Consider the following 15,640-nt stretch of genomic DNA (forward strand, 5'->3'; position numbering starts at 1 on the left):
GTCCGAAGCGCCCTTGTCGAAGGGTTCACTCCGCCACCACCGCGAACGCCTCGACCTCCAGCAGGAACTCCGGGCGTACCAGCGCGGCGACCTGCACCGCCGAGGCGGCCGGCAGCCGGTCGTCGGGTATGTGTTCGGCGCGGGCCGCGCGGATCGCGGGCATGTGGGTCATGCCCGTGACGAAGTAGGTGAGTTGACGACGTCGTCGAAGGTCGCCCCGGCGGCGGCCAGGCAGCGCCGGAGGTTGTCGAAGACCTGACGGGCCTGCGTCGCCGGGTCGCCCTCTCCGACCAGCCGGCCCTGCTCGTCGAGCGCGAGCTGTCCCGCGATCGCCACGAAACGGCCGGTGCCCATGACGACGTGGCTGTACTGGGCCGCGGCGGCGACCCCGGGCGCGGAATTCTGGTCAGCTCAGTCATGGGTCCCATGGTGGACCACGGCACCGATCCGTGCGTTCAGAAGGTGCGTTGGGCCACGTTTACGCGTGGGGTCACCTCCAACGCGGCGCCCAGCTCGTCGGCCGGGAGCGGCGCGGCGGGGGGGGCCTCTATGTCCTTCGTCAAGCGAGGCGGGGGGTTCGGGGTTCGTAGAAGGTGCCGTCGCGGAGCATCGCGAACAGGACGTTGATCCGCTGGCGGGCGAGGCGGAGGAGGGCTTGCGTGTGGGTCTTTCTTCCGGCCCGGCATTTGTCGTAGTAGGTGCGGGAGGCGGGGTCGTGCAGGGCGGCGAACGCGGACAGGAACATCGCGCGTTTGAGTTGCCGGTTGCCGCCTCGGGGAGCGTGTTCGCCGTGGATCGAGGTCCCCGAGGACTTCGTGGTCGGGGCGAGGCCGGCGTAGGAGGCGAGGTGGGCGGCAGTGGGGAAGCTGGTGCCGTCGCCGACGGTGACCAGCAATGTGGCGGCGGTCCTGACGCCGACGCCGGGCAGCGACGTCAGGACCTTGGAAAGAGGGTGGTCCTCCAGCAGGGCTGTGATCTGGGCTTCCGTCGCCCGGCGTTGTTCGTGGACGGCGCTGAGCGAGCGGGCCAGCGACGGGATCACCATGTCGAGGGTGCCGGTGCCGGGGACCACGACGGTCTGCTCGTCGAGCGCGTCGAAGACTTCGTCGATCAGCCGTTTCGCCATGCGCGGGGCCTTGGGCCGGATGACCTCGACGAGCTTGCGGCGTCCGGCCTTTCGCAAGCTGGCGGGGGATCCGTAGCGTTCCAGCAGCCAGGTCACGGCCTGATGGTCCAGGCGTGGCCCGAGGACGCGTTCCAGCGACGGGTGGAACTGGGTGAGCAGGCCGCGGATCCGGTTGCTGGTGCGGGTGGCCTCGGCCGCCAGGTCCTGATCGAAGCCGACGAGGACGGTGAGCTCGGCGGTGATCTCGTCGGTCAGCTCCAGCGAGCGCAGGGTGTGGGGCATGGTGCGGGCCGCGTCGGCGATCACGGCCGCGTCGCGGGCGTCGGTCTTGGCCTCGCCGGGGTAGAGGTCGGCGATCCGCCGCATCGACAGGCCCGGCAGATAGGCGACCTGGCAGCCCGTGTCGCGGGCCACTGTCAGCGGCAGGGCGCCGATCGAGGCGGGCTGGTCCACGATCACCAGGACAGTGCCGAACTTCTCACGGAGCTTGTCGAAGACCTGTCTCAGCTTCGGCTCGGTGTTGGGCAGCTGCTTGTCGAAGACCTTCTTGCCGGCCGGGGTGAGACCGTGGCCGTGATGGTTCGTCTTGCCGACGTCCAGGCCGAGGAAGACGCCTATCTCGTCGCTGTCGTGCAAGCCGTCCTCTCGAACGGATGTTGTGCGTGCTGGCCTGGGCGTTGGCGTCGTGCGCGCATCCACGTTATGCAGACCTGCCGCCCGTACGCGGCCGGGCGTTGCGCTCGGCCGGGCGGTAGTCGGACCTCTCATCAGCGTCTCCAACGGCGCCTCTCGGGCCCGGTGGCACCACCCCCCAGGTCATCGGTTCGACAGGGGGGACCAGCCATGCCGGGCCCGGAGGCCAGCGGCCCTCTTGCAGGACCGTGAAGAAGATAACGGGGGGGAACTGGAGCATGTGCTCGGCCTGGCATGTCGGAGTCGGCGAGGCAGCCGGAAGGAGGTCCTGGAAGAACTCATCGTGCCGAATGTCATGACCCGGATGGGTCTTCGGATGCGCTCGAACGCTCCTACTCGAACGTTCCTAAAGGAGCGAGAGTTGAGTCGGCCCGGACACCGGGGGCTCCTCGACCGGCTCAGGGGGCCGGGTCCGGCGCGGCATCTCCGCGCGCGTGGGCCCGATGCCGTACTCCTCGGCCAGTTCGTGCACCTGACGGGTGATCCGGCGCTGGTACCACTTCGGGGCGTAGGAGCCCTCCGCGTAGAGCCGCTGGTAGCGCGCCACCAGGTGCGGATGGTGCTGTTCCAGCCAGGTTATGAACCACTCGCGGGCGCCGGGCCGCAGATGCAGCACCAACGGCGTGACGGACGTGGCGCCGGAGGCCGCGATCGCCCGCACGGTGGCGCGCAGTTGGGCCGGTCCGTCGCTCAGGAACGGGATCACCGGCGCCATCAGCACACCGCAGCCGATGCCGTGCTCGCCGAAGGTCCGTACGACCTCCAGGCGCCGCTCCGGCGCGGGCGTGCCCGGTTCGACGGTGCGCCACAGCTCCTGGTCGGTGAAGCCGACCGAGACGGAGAGGCCGACGTCGGTCACCTCCGCCGCCTGCTTGATCAGGTCCAGGTCACGCAGGATGAGCGTGCCCTTGGTCAGGATCGAGAAGGGGTTCGCGTGGTCGCGCAGGGCCGAGATGACGCCCGGCATCAGGCGGTAGCGGCCCTCGGCGCGCTGGTAGCAGTCGACGTTCGTGCCCATCGCGATGTGCTCGCCCTGCCAGCGGCGCGAGCCGAGCTGCCGGCGCAGCAGCTCCGGCGCGTTGATCTTGACCACGATCTGGGAGTCGAAGCCGAGGCCCGTGTCGAGGTCGAGATAGCTGTGCGTCTTGCGCGCGAAGCAGTACACACACGCGTGTGAGCAGCCGCGATAGGGATTGACCGTCCACTGGAACGACATCCGGGAGACGGCCGGCACCCGGTTGATGATCGAACGGGCCCGGATCTCGTGGAAGGTGATCCCCCGGAACTCCGGTGTGTCGAAGGTACGGGTGGTCACGGCGTCCGCGCCGAACAGCGCGGCGTCGGCCCGGCCGTGTTCGGAGTCCACTGTGAGGTTCTCCCAGCGCATGACGCCTCCTCGGTAGCACTGACCACAGAATAGAACACATGTTCCCTTGATCGTGCGAGGGCGCTTTCCGAACGTGTCCGACCGGGTTGGGCCACCCCGATTTGGGCGGCCGGGCAGCGGGGTGGTTGGCTTGCCCCCAACCCCCGAGAACCCATGTCCTGGAGGAAAGCGATGGCGCAGGTCGAGGCCACTACGGAGCGGATCGTCGCGGCGGACGCGGAGACGGTGTTCGACGCCCTCGCCGACTACAGCGGCACGCGCGCGAAGCTGCTGCCCGAGCAGTTCAGCGAGTACGAGGTCCGGGAGGGCGGTGACGGCGAGGGCACCCTCGTCCACTGGAAGCTCCAGGCCACCAGCAAGCGCGTGCGCGACTGCCTCCTCGAGGTCAGCGAGCCCACCGACGGAGAGCTGGTCGAGAAGGACCGCAACTCCTCCATGGTCACCACCTGGCGCGTCACCCCGGCCGGCGACGGCAAGTCCCGGGTCGTCGTGACCACCACCTGGACCGGCGCCGGCGGCATCGGCGGCTTCTTCGAGAAGACCTTCGCACCCAAGGGCCTCGGCCGGATCTACGACGCGTTGCTCGCCAAGCTCGCGGCCGAGGTCGAGAAGTAGCTCCTCTCAAACCGGGGATTTCCAGGGGTCGTTGTGCCCCTCACTGGTTCGGGTGATCTCCGTTCGGCTCCGGCGTGTGCCGTAACTCGTCGCGCTTGCTCGTAGTTGTCGCTTTTACGCGGGAATTGTGCGGCAGCGCGACGAGGGGAGCGGTAGGTGGGCGGGATCACTCTGGCGCAGGACGAACCGGCGGTGGCGCCTCCCGGACCCCCGGCCCCACCACAGGCCCCGGCCGCCGAACTGAGCCCGCGCAGGGTGCGGCTGGTCTTCGTCGCGCTCATGCCGGCCCTGCTCCTGGCCGCCCTGGAGCAGATGATCGTCGCCACCGCGCTCCCGAAGATCGTCGGTGAGCTGCACGGCCTGGACCGGATGTCCTGGGCGATCACCGCCTACCTGCTCACCGCGACCGTCGGGCTGCCGATCTACGGCAAGCTGGGCGACCTTCTCGGCCGCAAGGGCGTCTTCCAGTTCGCGATCGTCGTCTTCGTCGTCGGCTCCGCGCTCGCGGGCCGGGCGCAGACCATGGACCAGCTGATCGCCTTCCGGGCCCTCCAGGGCGTCGGCGCGGGCGGCCTCATGACCGGTGTCCAGGCGATCATCGCGGACATCGTGCCCGCCCGGCGGCGCGGCCGCTACATGGGCCTGATCGGCGCCGCCTTCGGACTCGCCTCCGTAGCCGGACCGCTGCTCGGCGGCTACTTCACCGACCACCTCTCCTGGCGCTGGTGCTTCTACGTCAACGTGCCCTTCGGCCTGGTCACGCTGGTCGTCGTCGCCGTCGCGCTGAAGCTTCCGAAACCGGCCGGCAAGGCCCGGCTGGACATCCTCGGCGCGCTGCTGCTGACCGCCGCCTCCACCTGCCTGGTCCTGCTGACCAGCTGGGGCGGCACCGAGTACGCCTGGGACTCGCGCGTGATCCTCGGCCTCGCGGCCGGAGCGGCGGCGGCCACCGTCCTCTTCCTCGTCGCCGAGTCCTTCGCCGCCGAACCCCTCATTCCGCTGCGGCTGTTCAGGGACTCCGTCTTCACCGTCACCGGCCTGGTCGGCCTGGTGACCGGAGCCGGACTGTTCGGCGCCGCCAGCTACCTGCCGACCTACCTCCAGATGGTCGACGGGGTCTCCGCCACCGAATCGGGCCTGCTCATGCTGCCCATGATGGCCGGTATCGTCGGCGCCTCGATCATCGCCGGACAGCTCATCAGCCACACCGGCCGCTACAAGGCCTCCCCGATCCTCGGCGGCGCCCTCTCCGTCGCCGGCATGTGGCTGCTGTCCCGCCTCGACGCCGACACGCCCCGGCTGCACTACAGCATCTGGATGGCCGTCCTCGGCGCCGGCATCGGCATGGTGATGCCGGCGCTGATCCTCGCCGTGCAGAACTCGGTGCGCCCCGCCGACCTCGGCACCGCCACCAGCGCCAACAACTACTTCCGGCAGCTCGGCGGCAGCGTCGGAGCCGCCGTCTTCGGCACCCTCTTCGCCGACCGGCTCGCCGACGCACTCGCCCACCACCTGCCCTCGCGCGCGGACGACCGGCTCCCCGACCCCGAGTCCATCACCCCGCAGCTCGTTCACACCCTGCCCCCGGCGCTGCGCGACGGCTACATCGGGGCGTACGCCGACGCCATGCCGCGGATCTTCCTCTACCTGGTGCCGGTGCTCGTCCTCGGACTGGTCATCGCCCTCTTCCTCAAGGAGAAACCCCTGGTGTCCCACAACGTTTCCGTCACCGACCCGGACACGGCGCCGGGGAGCACCCCGATCCCGCATGCACGCGCTCCCCACACCGCCGGAATCCCCGTCTGCGGCTCGGTGCAGCACCACGACGGGACCGTCGTGCCCCGCGCGGCGCTCACCCTCATCGACGTCACCGGGCAGCAGACCGGGCGCGGCGCCAGCGGCGAGGACGGACGCTACGCGCTGGCCACGCCGGGCCCCGGCGCGTACGTGCTGATCGCCGCCGCGGGCGGCCACCAGCCGCAGGCGGTCTCCGTGACCGTAGGCGAGCGCCCCGTCGAGCTGGACATCGTCCTGGGCGGCGCGGGGAACCTCGTCGGCAGCGTGGTCACCGCCGACGGCACACCCGTGCGGGACGCCAGCGTCACGCTCACCAACGTGCACGGCGAGGTCGTGGCCACCACCCGCAGCGGCCGCGAGGGCGGTTACGTCATCACGGACCTGGTGGCCGGCGAGTACACCCTCGCCGCCAGCGCGCCCGCGTTCCGCCCGGCCGCCCTTCCCGTCACCGTCCAGGCCGCCCGCGAGACCCGCCGGGACATCGAACTGGCCGGCGGCGCCGTCCTGCGCGGCACCGTCCGTGCGGGCGGCGGCCGGCCCGTGGAGGACGCGCGCGTCACCCTGCTGGACGTGGCCGGCAACGTCGTCGACACCCTCACCACCGGCCCCGACGGCACGTTCCGGTTCGTCGACCTGTCCTCCGGCGAGTACACCGTCATCGCCGCCGGTTACCCGCCCGTCGCCACCGTCCTCCAGGTGGCCGGCGGCGGCCGCACCGAGCGGGACCTCCAGCTGGGACACGAGGACTGAGCCCCGTACCGGCACGCCGGTGCTTCGTCAGGCCGCGCGCTACCACGTCAGCACGCGTTGCTGCACGCGGCCGTCGACGACGGCGTGCCCGCGCAGGGTCGGTACGTCGCCACGAGCGACAGGGTGCGGGTCTGCTCGGTGCCGGCCCAGGCGGGGTTGGAGCACACCTCGATGGAGTGGACGACGACGTCGGGGGCGGCGCGACGCCAACCGCCCGCGTTGCCCAGGTAGTTGACGGCGCCGGACACAGGGGTTCCGCGTGCCAGTTCACCGACATGTAGCCGTCCGCGTAGTACAGCAGCCCGTGGTTCAGGGGCCGAGCGGGCCCTCGCTCGTGCGGCCCTGGCCGTCCTCGCCGTAGTACGAGACGAGCTGCCACCGGCCCCAGCCGGGCCATCAGATGCGGGAAGAACGACAGGAGCCGGTTCAGGCGGACCACCAGCTGGCCGGTCGATGCTCTTGCGGTCGGCGCTGGGATGGAGGTCTCCCAGATGCAGCTGTGTCAACCGGACGACTCTCATGGGCAGTTGGCGGCGGCGCTGGACGGCCCGCAGATGCGCCGTTCCCGGGGTGCATCCGGCCCGCAGCACCGGGCCGAGTATCCGCGCCGCGGCGACGGCGTCCTGCACCGCCAGGTCGATGCCCACGCCGCCGGCCGGTGACATGGCGTGGGCCGCGTCTCCGATGCACAGCAGACCGGGCGCGTACCAGCGGCGCAGCCGGTCGATCCGGACGTCGAGCGACTTGACATCGTCCCAGTCGCGGATCTCCTCGTCGAGCCGTGCGGCGAAGCCCGGATGGGCACGCCGGACACCGGCGCGGAACTGCTCGATCCCCGCCTTCGCTCTGATGGGCCTGGTCGACCAGCCGTGGCTGATCGTCGTCGCGCCCGTCCTGTTCGGCATCGGGCGTCGGTGCCGGACCACCACAGCCAGACGGGCTTGGGGGTGGCTGCGCTGGGCAGGTGGTCGATGTCCGGGCGGATCACCGTTGTCTCGACGATGGGGAGGGTGCCGTCGGCTGCCGCCCGTTTCAGACGAAGGCCGCTTCTGCGTAGGGCAGTGACCGGACCTAGTGATCAAGTTCGACGCACCATTCGACGCCGGACGTCAAAGATCAAGCCAGGGCGGCACGGGTGGGCACAGCGGCACCCCGCAGCGCCGGGTTGCGCAACACCCCGGCCCCGGCAGCCGCCGGCAGCACCCCGCACCGCCGGGCGGCGGTCCCACCCGGCCGGCACCAAGGGCCACACCCGCGAAGAACAGGTCCGCGTCATGGCAGGTTCCCTCGCCGGCGCGTAACGTGACGCTGCATGAAGATCCTCATCAGCGCCGACATGGAGGGTGCCACCGGCGTCACCTGGCCGGACGACGTCATGCCCGGCGCGTCGCAGTGGGAACGCTGCCGCTCGCTGTTCACCTCGGACGTCAACGCAGCCGTGCTCGGCTTCTACGACGGCGGCGCCGACGAGGTCGTCATCAACGAGGCGCACTCGACCATGCGCAATCTGCTGCTGGAGCAGCTGGACGAACGGGCCCAGCTGCTCACCGGGCGGCACAAGGCGCTGTCCATGGTGGAGGGCGTGCAGCACGGCGACGTGGACGGCATCGCGTTCGTCGGCTACCACGCGGGCGCCGGCATGGAGGGCGTCCTCGCGCACACCTACCTCGCGAACCAGATCACGGGCGTGTGGCTGAACGGCGTACCGGCGAGCGAGGGGCTGCTCAACGCCCATGTCGTCGCCGAGTTCGGCGTGCCGGTCGTGCTGGTCACCGGGGACGACGTCGCCTGCGAGGACGCGCTCGGGTACGCGCCCGAGGCGCTGAAGGTCGCCGTGAAGGACCACGTCTCGCGGTACGCGGCCGTGTGCCGTACGCCCGCCAGGACCGCGGCCGAGATCCGGGCGGCGGCCAAGGAAGCGGCTTCCCTGGCGGTACGGCACGAACCCGCGCGCGGGGGCCCGTTCACCGTCGCCGTGGAGTTCGACGCCGAGCACCTGGCCATGGCCGCCACCGTCGTGCCGGGTGTGGAGCGGACCGGGGAGCGGAAGGTGGCCTACACGAGCGAGACCATGTACGAGGGCATCCGCGCCTTCAAGGCGCTCACCACGATCGTCTCGGCCGCGGTGGAGGAGCAGTATGGCTGACCAGGTGGACGGGCAGGCGCTGAAGGAGGTCGTGACGTTCACGTCCGACCTGATCCGGATCGACACCACCAACCGGGGCGGAGGCGACTGCCAGGAGCGGCCCGCCGCCGAGTACGCCGCCGCGCGGCTCGCCGAGGCCGGCATCGAGCCGACGCTCCTGGAACGCACCAAGGGCCGCACCAACGTCGTCGCCCGCGTCGAGGGCACCGACCCCTCGGCCGACGCGCTGCTGCTCCACGGCCACCTGGACGTCGTCCCCGCCGCGGCCGCCGACTGGAGCGTGCACCCGTTCTCCGGGGAGATCCGCGACGGGGTCGTCTGGGGGCGCGGCGCCGTCGACATGAAGAACATGGACGCGATGATCCTCGCCGTGCTCCGCGCCTGGGCGCGCCAGGGCGTCCGGCCCCGGCGGGACATCGTCATCGCCTTCACCGCGGACGAGGAGGCCAGCGCCGAGGACGGCTCCGGGTTCCTCGCCGACGAACACGCCGCGCTGTTCGAGGGCTGCACCGAGGGCGTCGGCGAGTCGGGCGCCTTCACCTTCCACGACGGCGCCGGGCGGCAGATCTACCCGCTCTCGGCCGGTGAGCGGGGCACGGCCTGGCTGAAGCTCACCGCGCGCGGCCGGGCCGGGCACGGCTCCAAGGTGAACAAGGACAACGCGGTCACCCGGCTCGCGGCCGCGATCACCCGGATCGGCGAACACGAGTGGCCGCTGCGGCTGACCCCGACCGTGCGGGCCGCGCTCACCGAACTCGCCGCGCTGTACGGCGTCGAGCCCGATCTGACCGACGTGGACCGGCTGCTCGACAAGCTCGGACCGGCCTCCCAACTCGTCGAGCCGACCATCCGCAACAGCGCCAACCCGACCATGCTGGACGCCGGTTACAAGATCAACGTGATCCCCGGGGAGGCCGTGGCGTACGTCGACGGCCGGTATCTGCCCGGCGGGGAGGACGAGTTCCGCGACACCCTCGACCGGCTCACCGGGCCGGACGTGGAGTGGGAGTTCCACCACCACGAGGTGGCCCTCCAGGCGCCGGTGGACTCGGCGACGTTCGCCCGGATGCGGGCCGCCGTCGAGGAGTTCGCCCCGGAGGGGCACGTGGTGCCGTTCTGCATGCCCGGCGGCACGGACGCCAAGCAGTTCTCCCGCCTCGGCATCACCGGCTACGGCTTCACACCGCTGAAGTTGCCGGAGGGCTACGACTACGGCGCCATGTTCCACGGCGTCGACGAACGGGTCCCCATCGAGGCGCTGCACTTCGGCGTGCGCGTGCTCGACCGGTTCCTGCGGACGGCCTAGGGGGGGTGGGGCAGACGGTGCGGACGCTGGCGTACGGGTCATGGCCCTCACCCATCGACGCGGCCCTGGCCGCCGCGCACGACGGGCACCCGGAGCACGTGGGGTTCGTCGGCGACGAGGTGTGGTGGACCGAACCGCGCCCCGCCGAGGCAGGCAGGCGCACCCTGGTGCGGCGGCACGCCGACGGCCGGGAGCAGTCGCTGCTGCCCGCGCCGTGGAACGTGCGCAGCCGGGTCATCGAGTACGGCGGACACCCGTGGGCGGCCCTCGCGCAGGAGGACGGCCGCCCGCTGGTGGTGTTCGTGAACTTCGCCGACCAGCGGCTGTACCGGTACGAGCCGGGCGGCGAGCCGCGCCCGCTCACGCCCGTGTCCGACGTGGGCGCGGGCCTGCGTTGGGCCGAGCCGCAACTGCGCTTCGAGCGGGGTGAGGTGTGGTGCGTGCTGGAGGAGTTCACCGGCGCCGAACCCACCGAGGTGCGCCGTGTCCTGGCCGCCGTACCGCTGGACGGCTCCGCCGCCCGGGACCGCGACGCCGTACGTGAACTCACCGACGACCGGCACCGGTTCGTGACCGGGCCGAAGCTGTCGCCCGACGGGCGGCGGGCGGCCTGGCTCGCCTGGGACCATCCCCGCATGCCGTGGGACGGCACCGAGTTGCTCCTCGCCGACGTCGGCCCCGACGGCATCCTGCACGGCGCCCGGACCGTCGCCGGCGGGCCCGGCGAGTCCATCGCCCAGGCCGACTTCACCCACGACGGCCGCCTGCTGTACGCGAGCGACCGCAGCGGCTGGTGGAACCTCTACCTCGACGGGGAGCAGCTGTGCCCGCGCGAGGAGGAGTTCGGCGGGGCGCTGTGGAAACTGGGGATGCGATGGTTCGCGCCGCTCGACAGCGGCCTGATCGCCGTCGTGCACGGCCGGGGCGCCACCGCCCTCGGCATCCTGGACCCCGATACCGGTGAGGTCGTCGACGCGGCCGGGCCCTGGACCGAGTTCGCCGCCACCCTCGCGGTACACGGCGACCGGGTCGTCGCCGTCGGCGCCAGCCCGCGCAGCGCCTACGAGGTCGTCGAGCTGGACGCCCGCACCGGCCGCGCCCGCGTCATCGGCGCCGAGCACGACGACGTCGTGGACCCCGCGTACTACCCAGAGCCGCAGATCCGCACCTTCACCGGCCCCGACGGCCGCGACATCCATGCCCACATCTACCCGCCGCACCACCCCGGCTGTGTCGCCCCCGCGGACGAGCTGCCGCCGTACGTCGTCTGGGCGCACGGCGGGCCCACGGGCCGGGCACCGCTCGTGCTCGACCTGGAGATCGCCTACTTCACCTCGCGCGGCATCGGCGTCGCCGAGGTCAACTACGGCGGCTCCACCGGATACGGCCGCGCGTACCGCGAACGGCTGCGCGAGCAGTGGGGCGTGGTCGACGTCGAGGACTGCGCCGCCGTCGCACTCGCCCTCGCCGACGAGGGCACCGCCGACCGTGACCGGCTCGCCGTCCGTGGCGGCAGCGCGGGCGGCTGGACCGCCGCCGCCTCGCTCACCACGACCGACGTCTACGCCTGCGGCACGATCAAGTACCCCATCCTGGACCTCACCGGCTGGGGGACGGGGGAGACCCACGACTTCGAGTCGCGGTACCTGGAGACCCTGATCGGACCGCTCGCCGACGTGCCCGCGCGTTACACGGAGCGCTCGCCCGCCACCCACGCCGACCGCCTCCGCGTACCGTTCCTGCTGCTCCAGGGCCTGGACGACGTGATCTGCCCGCCCGTCCAATGCGAGCGGTTCCTGGCCAGGCTCGGGGCCCGGCCGGCGCCGCACGCCTACCTCGCCTTCGAGGGGGAGGGGCACGGATTCCGGCGGGCGGAGACCATGGTGCGCGCCCTGGAGGCAGAACTCTCCCTGTACGCCCAGGTTTTCGTGCTGAACCCGCCCGGCGTCCCGCCCCTGGAGCTGGTCGAGTGAGACCGCTGCTGCGACCGCCCCGGCTCGCCCCCGGCGCCCGCGTGGCCATTGTCGCGCCCAGCGGGCCCGTGCCCGAGGAGCGGCTCCAGGCCGGGCTCGACGTCCTGCGCGGTTGGGACCTCGACCCCGTGGTGGCGCCCCATGTGCTCGGCCGCCACCGGGAGTTCGACTACCTGGCCGCTACGGACGGCCAGCGGGCCGCCGACCTCCAGAGCGCCTGGTGCGACCCGGCTGTCGCCGCGGTGCTGTGCGCCCGGGGCGGCTACGGGGCGCAGCGCATGGTGGACCTGCTCGACTGGGAGGCGATGCGGGCGGCGGGCCCGAAGGTGTTCGCCGGGTTCAGCGACATCACCGTCCTGCACCAGGCGTTCGCCACCCGCCTGGGACTGGTCACCCTGTACGGCCCGGCGGCGGCCGGCGTCGACTTCCTCAAGAACGCCCGGGCGCAGGAACACCTGCGGGCGACCCTCTTCGACCCCGAGTCCGTGCGGACCGTCACCGCCGTGCCCCCGGGCGGCACCGCGCTGGTGCCCGGACGGGCCCGGGGCGTCACGCTGGGCGGCTGCCTCAGCCTGCTCGCGAGCGACCTCGGCACCCCGCACGCCCTCGCCGGGGCCCGGGACGGGCTGCTGCTCATCGAGGACGTGGGAGAGAGCCCGTACCGCATCGACCGGTATCTGACCCAACTCCTGCGCACCGGCTGGCTGGACGGCGTCGCCGGGATCCTGCTCGGGTCCTGGGCGGCATGCGGCCCGTACGAGGAGCTGCGCGCGGTGCTCGCCGACCGGCTGGGCGGCCTCGGCGTCCCGGTCGTGGAGGAGTTCGGGTTCGGGCACGGTGAGGGCGCGCTGACGATGCCGCTCGGGATCTTGGCCGAACTGGACGCATCCACGGGCACGTTGGCGTTCGACGAGCCGGCCCTGGGCTGAGCACCCGCTACTGAAATCCTGTCGAGAAACCCTCGTCTCAGAGATTGACGCCACCTGACACGTGTCACACGATGACTACCAGCCTGTACCTACTGGTCGGTATCCGGGTTGCCCAGGTCATCGTCGCCCCTCACCGTGGAGGTCCGTGTGTCCCGACGAGTGCCCAGATCCCGCGCACCCCTCGCTCTCGCTCTGGGCGCCGCCCTGGCGGGCCCCCTCGCCCTCACCCCGCCCGCCGCCGCGGCCGCCGGCTCCTACACCGTCACCCCGCTGAAGTTCACCGTCCAGGCCGCCGGGCGCTCCTGCACGGTCGACGCCGACCTGTACCGTCCCGCGGGCGTGGACCGGGACCACCCGGCGCCCGCCGTGCTCGGCACGAACGGCTTCGGCGGCAGCAAGTCGGACGGTTCGACGGACACCATCGGCAAGGCCTTCGCCCAGCGCGGCTACGTGTCGCTCGTCTACTCCGGGCTCGGCTTCGGCCGCAGCGGCTGCCTCATCTCCCTCGACGACCCGGACCTCGACGGCGCCGCCGCCGCGCAGCTCGTCGACTTCCTGGGCGGCAAACGCGCCGCCGACGACGGCACCACCGCCGACTTCGTCACCCTCGACGCCCCCGGCGACCCACGCGTCGGCATGATCGGCGGCTCCTACGGCGGCGCCGTCCAGCTCGCCACGGCCGCCGTCGACCACCGCCTCGACGCGCTCGTCCCCATGATCACCTGGCACGACCTGGCCTACTCGCTGGACCCCAACAACGCGGTCGGCAGCGCCGGCGTCCCCGGCGTCTTCAAGTGGCAGTGGACCAACGGCTTCTACCTCATCGGCGAAGGCCAGCCCCTGCTCCAGCCCGGCCTCGACCCCTCCCGCATCAACTCCCTGGCCTGCCTGCACTTCGTCACCCAGGCCTGCCGGACCATCCGCACCCTCAACTCCGGCAGCTACCCCGCCGACCGGACCGCCGAGCTGCTCGCCTTCGCCCGCCGGGTCTCCCCGGTGTCGTACCTGCACCGCGTCAAGACGCCCACCCTGCTGGTCCAGGGGCAGGCCGACACCCTCTTCAACCTCAACGAGGCCACGGCGACGTACCGGACGCTCCGGGCCCAGGGCACGCCCGTGAAGATGATCTGGCAGTCCTGGGGTCACAGCGGCGGGGTCACCGGCCCGGCCAGCGGTGAACTCGACCTGTCCAAGGGCAACCTGGAGACCAGCTACGTGGGCCGGCGCGTCCTCGCCTGGTTCGACCGCCACCTGCGCAAGCAGACGCACGTCGATACGGGACCGGCCTTCGCCTACTACCGCGACTGGGTGACCGACCCGCACCACACCTACGCCACCGCCGACCGCCTCCCCGTCCTCAACCGCACGCTGTACCTGTCCGGCGACGGCACACTCGTCGACCGCCGCGACAAGGTGGCCCGCGGCACTCGCGGTTACACCAACTGGCCGATCCCCACGAGCCATTCGGAGAGCTCGCTGGCCGGACTCATCGGGACGCAGGACTCACCACCACGCGACACCAAGGGCACCTACCTCGACTGGACCAGCAAGCCGCTGGACCGCCCCCTCGACGTCGTGGGCGCACCCCGTGCCACGCTCAAGGTGCACTCCCCGAAGGCCGAGCGCACGCAGAACTCCGGCGACGCGGCCGACAAGCTCGTCCTCTTCGCCAAGATCTACGACGTCGCCCCCGACGGCACCCGTACCCTGGTGCGCCGCCTGGTCGCGCCGGTCCGGGTGCCGGACGTGACGAAGAGCTTCACCGTCACGCTGCCCGGCATCGTGCACCGGTACGAGACCGGGCACCGGCTGCGGTTCGTGATCGCGGCGAGCGACGACGCGTACTTCGGCAACAAGGGAATCAAGCCGGTGACGGTGGTCAGCGGGCCGGGGAACACCGGGATGCTCCAGCTGCCGGTCGCGGGGCCCTGACGGTACGGCTGGGGACAGACAGCCGGCGCGGTTACTGTGGCGGGGTGCCGCACAACGCATCCCGCTACCTCGCCGAAGGCCCCCGGGTGGGCATACGCCACTTCACCTACGAGGACGGTGCCGAGTTCACCGCCCGCGCCCGGGAGAGCAAGGACCTGCACCAGCCGTGGCTCTTCCCGCCCGACAGCGCACCGGCGTACACCGCGTACGCGGCCCGCCTGATCGAGGACCCGTCCAAGGCCGGCTTCCTGGTCTGCGAGAAGGGCGACGGGGCCATCGCCGGGTTCATCAACATCAACAACATCGTCGAGGGCGGCTTCCAGTCCGGGACGCTGGGCTACGGCGCCTTCGCGCACGCCGCCGGGCGCGGGCTGATGCGCGAAGGGCTGGACCTCGTCGTGCGGTACGCGTTCGGCCCGATGCGGCTGCACCGGCTGGAGATCAACGTCCAGCCCCTGAACGCCGCGTCGATCGCCCTGGCCCGCGGCTGCGGATTCCGCCTGGAGGGCTTCTCGCCGAAGATGCTCTTCGTCGACGGGGCCTGGCGCGACCACGAGCGCTGGGCGATCACCGCTGAGATGATCGCGGAGCCGGGGCGGCGCTGAGCGGGCCCCGGCCGGGATCACGCCTGGCGGTCCACGTACTCGTAGACCGACCCGTCCGGATGGAGGGCGATCAGGTTGCGGCCCGCCGGGGAGGCGATGGGGCCCGCGATGATGTGGGCGCCCACCTCGGTCAGCACCTTGTGGGTCTCCTCGACGTCCGTCACGGCGATCGTCGCGGCCACCTTGCGCAGCACCTCCAGTTCGGCCGGGGGGCCGCTCATCAGCAGGAAGCAGCCGATCGCCGCCACCTGGACACCGCCCCGTTCGAAGCGCTGGGCTCTGCCGCCCGCCAGCCGCTCGTAGAAGGGAATCGCGGTCTCGAGGTCGTCGACGCAGACGCGCAGTGTGGCACCCAGAATCTCCATGGGGACGAGCCTAGTT

11 protein-coding genes and 2 pseudogenes are annotated in these 15,640 nt (G+C 71.8%); 8 read left to right on the top strand and 5 right to left on the bottom strand.

Annotation, left to right across the window (positions count from 1 at the left end; translation table 11 throughout):
- Nucleotides 1-25: 25 nt before the first annotated feature.
- From V8690_RS35600 to V8690_RS35610, 3 genes and pseudogenes are all read right to left on the bottom strand, one after another.
- Nucleotides 26-419 (bottom strand): annotated as a pseudogene (locus V8690_RS35600) (RidA family protein).
- Between the two features lie 140 nt (nucleotides 420-559).
- On the bottom strand, nucleotides 560-1,762 hold the full coding sequence (locus V8690_RS35605) for an IS110 family transposase (RefSeq protein ID WP_338784171.1): 1,203 nt from the start codon (nucleotides 1,760-1,762) through the stop codon (nucleotides 560-562).
- Nucleotides 1,763-2,165: 403 nt separating this feature from the next.
- Nucleotides 2,166-3,206 (bottom strand): Rv2578c family radical SAM protein, encoded by a 1,041-nt coding sequence (locus V8690_RS35610; protein ID WP_338784172.1) that lies wholly within the window; start codon nucleotides 3,204-3,206, stop codon nucleotides 2,166-2,168.
- Nucleotides 3,207-3,377: 171 nt separating this feature from the next.
- On the opposite strand from V8690_RS35610, the gene V8690_RS35615 reads away from it, so the two are divergent.
- Together V8690_RS35615 and V8690_RS35620 are read left to right on the top strand one after the other, a co-directional pair.
- Entirely contained in the window at nucleotides 3,378-3,821 is a 444-nt protein-coding gene (locus V8690_RS35615) for an SRPBCC family protein (RefSeq protein WP_338784173.1), read from the top strand.
- A 156-nt stretch (nucleotides 3,822-3,977) separates the two neighbouring features.
- Entirely contained in the window at nucleotides 3,978-6,368 is a 2,391-nt protein-coding gene (locus V8690_RS35620; protein WP_338784174.1) for an MFS transporter, read from the top strand.
- A 509-nt stretch (nucleotides 6,369-6,877) separates the two neighbouring features.
- Here the strand turns inward: V8690_RS35620 and V8690_RS35625 are convergent.
- Nucleotides 6,878-7,135: pseudogene (locus tag V8690_RS35625) on the bottom strand (FAD-dependent monooxygenase); the annotation flags it as partial.
- A 545-nt stretch (nucleotides 7,136-7,680) separates the two neighbouring features.
- On the opposite strand from V8690_RS35625, the gene V8690_RS35630 reads away from it, so the two are divergent.
- From V8690_RS35630 to V8690_RS35655, 6 genes are all read left to right on the top strand, one after another.
- Complete coding sequence (locus tag V8690_RS35630; RefSeq protein WP_338784175.1) at nucleotides 7,681-8,514, top strand: M55 family metallopeptidase; 834 nt, start codon at nucleotides 7,681-7,683, stop codon at nucleotides 8,512-8,514.
- Nucleotides 8,507-9,820, top strand: coding sequence for a M20/M25/M40 family metallo-hydrolase (locus tag V8690_RS35635; protein ID WP_338784176.1), 1,314 nt, complete (start codon nucleotides 8,507-8,509; stop codon nucleotides 9,818-9,820). The genes V8690_RS35630 and V8690_RS35635 overlap by 8 nt, the downstream gene beginning before the upstream one ends.
- 5 nt (nucleotides 9,821-9,825) lie before the next feature.
- Nucleotides 9,826-11,793, top strand: coding sequence for a prolyl oligopeptidase family serine peptidase (locus tag V8690_RS35640; RefSeq protein ID WP_338784177.1), 1,968 nt, complete (start codon nucleotides 9,826-9,828; stop codon nucleotides 11,791-11,793).
- Nucleotides 11,790-12,722 carry an LD-carboxypeptidase gene (locus V8690_RS35645; protein WP_338784178.1) on the top strand — a complete coding sequence of 311 codons (933 nt, stop codon included), beginning with the start codon at nucleotides 11,790-11,792 and terminating at the stop codon, nucleotides 12,720-12,722. Before V8690_RS35640 ends, V8690_RS35645 begins: the two co-directional genes overlap by 4 nt.
- 147 nt (nucleotides 12,723-12,869) lie before the next feature.
- Nucleotides 12,870-14,654, top strand: a complete 1,785-nt coding sequence (locus tag V8690_RS35650; RefSeq protein ID WP_338784179.1) for a CocE/NonD family hydrolase — start codon at nucleotides 12,870-12,872, stop codon at nucleotides 14,652-14,654.
- A gap of 44 nt (nucleotides 14,655-14,698) precedes the next feature.
- Nucleotides 14,699-15,259 (top strand): GNAT family protein, encoded by a 561-nt coding sequence (locus tag V8690_RS35655; RefSeq protein WP_338784180.1) that lies wholly within the window; start codon nucleotides 14,699-14,701, stop codon nucleotides 15,257-15,259.
- A gap of 17 nt (nucleotides 15,260-15,276) precedes the next feature.
- On the opposite strand, the gene V8690_RS35660 is transcribed toward V8690_RS35655, so the two are convergent.
- Nucleotides 15,277-15,624, bottom strand: a complete 348-nt coding sequence (locus tag V8690_RS35660; RefSeq protein WP_059420053.1) for a glyoxalase/bleomycin resistance/dioxygenase family protein — start codon at nucleotides 15,622-15,624, stop codon at nucleotides 15,277-15,279.
- Nucleotides 15,625-15,640 lie beyond the last annotated feature (16 nt).

The organism is Streptomyces sp. DG1A-41 (genome assembly GCF_037055355.1).
Classification (GTDB): domain Bacteria; phylum Actinomycetota; class Actinomycetes; order Streptomycetales; family Streptomycetaceae; genus Streptomyces.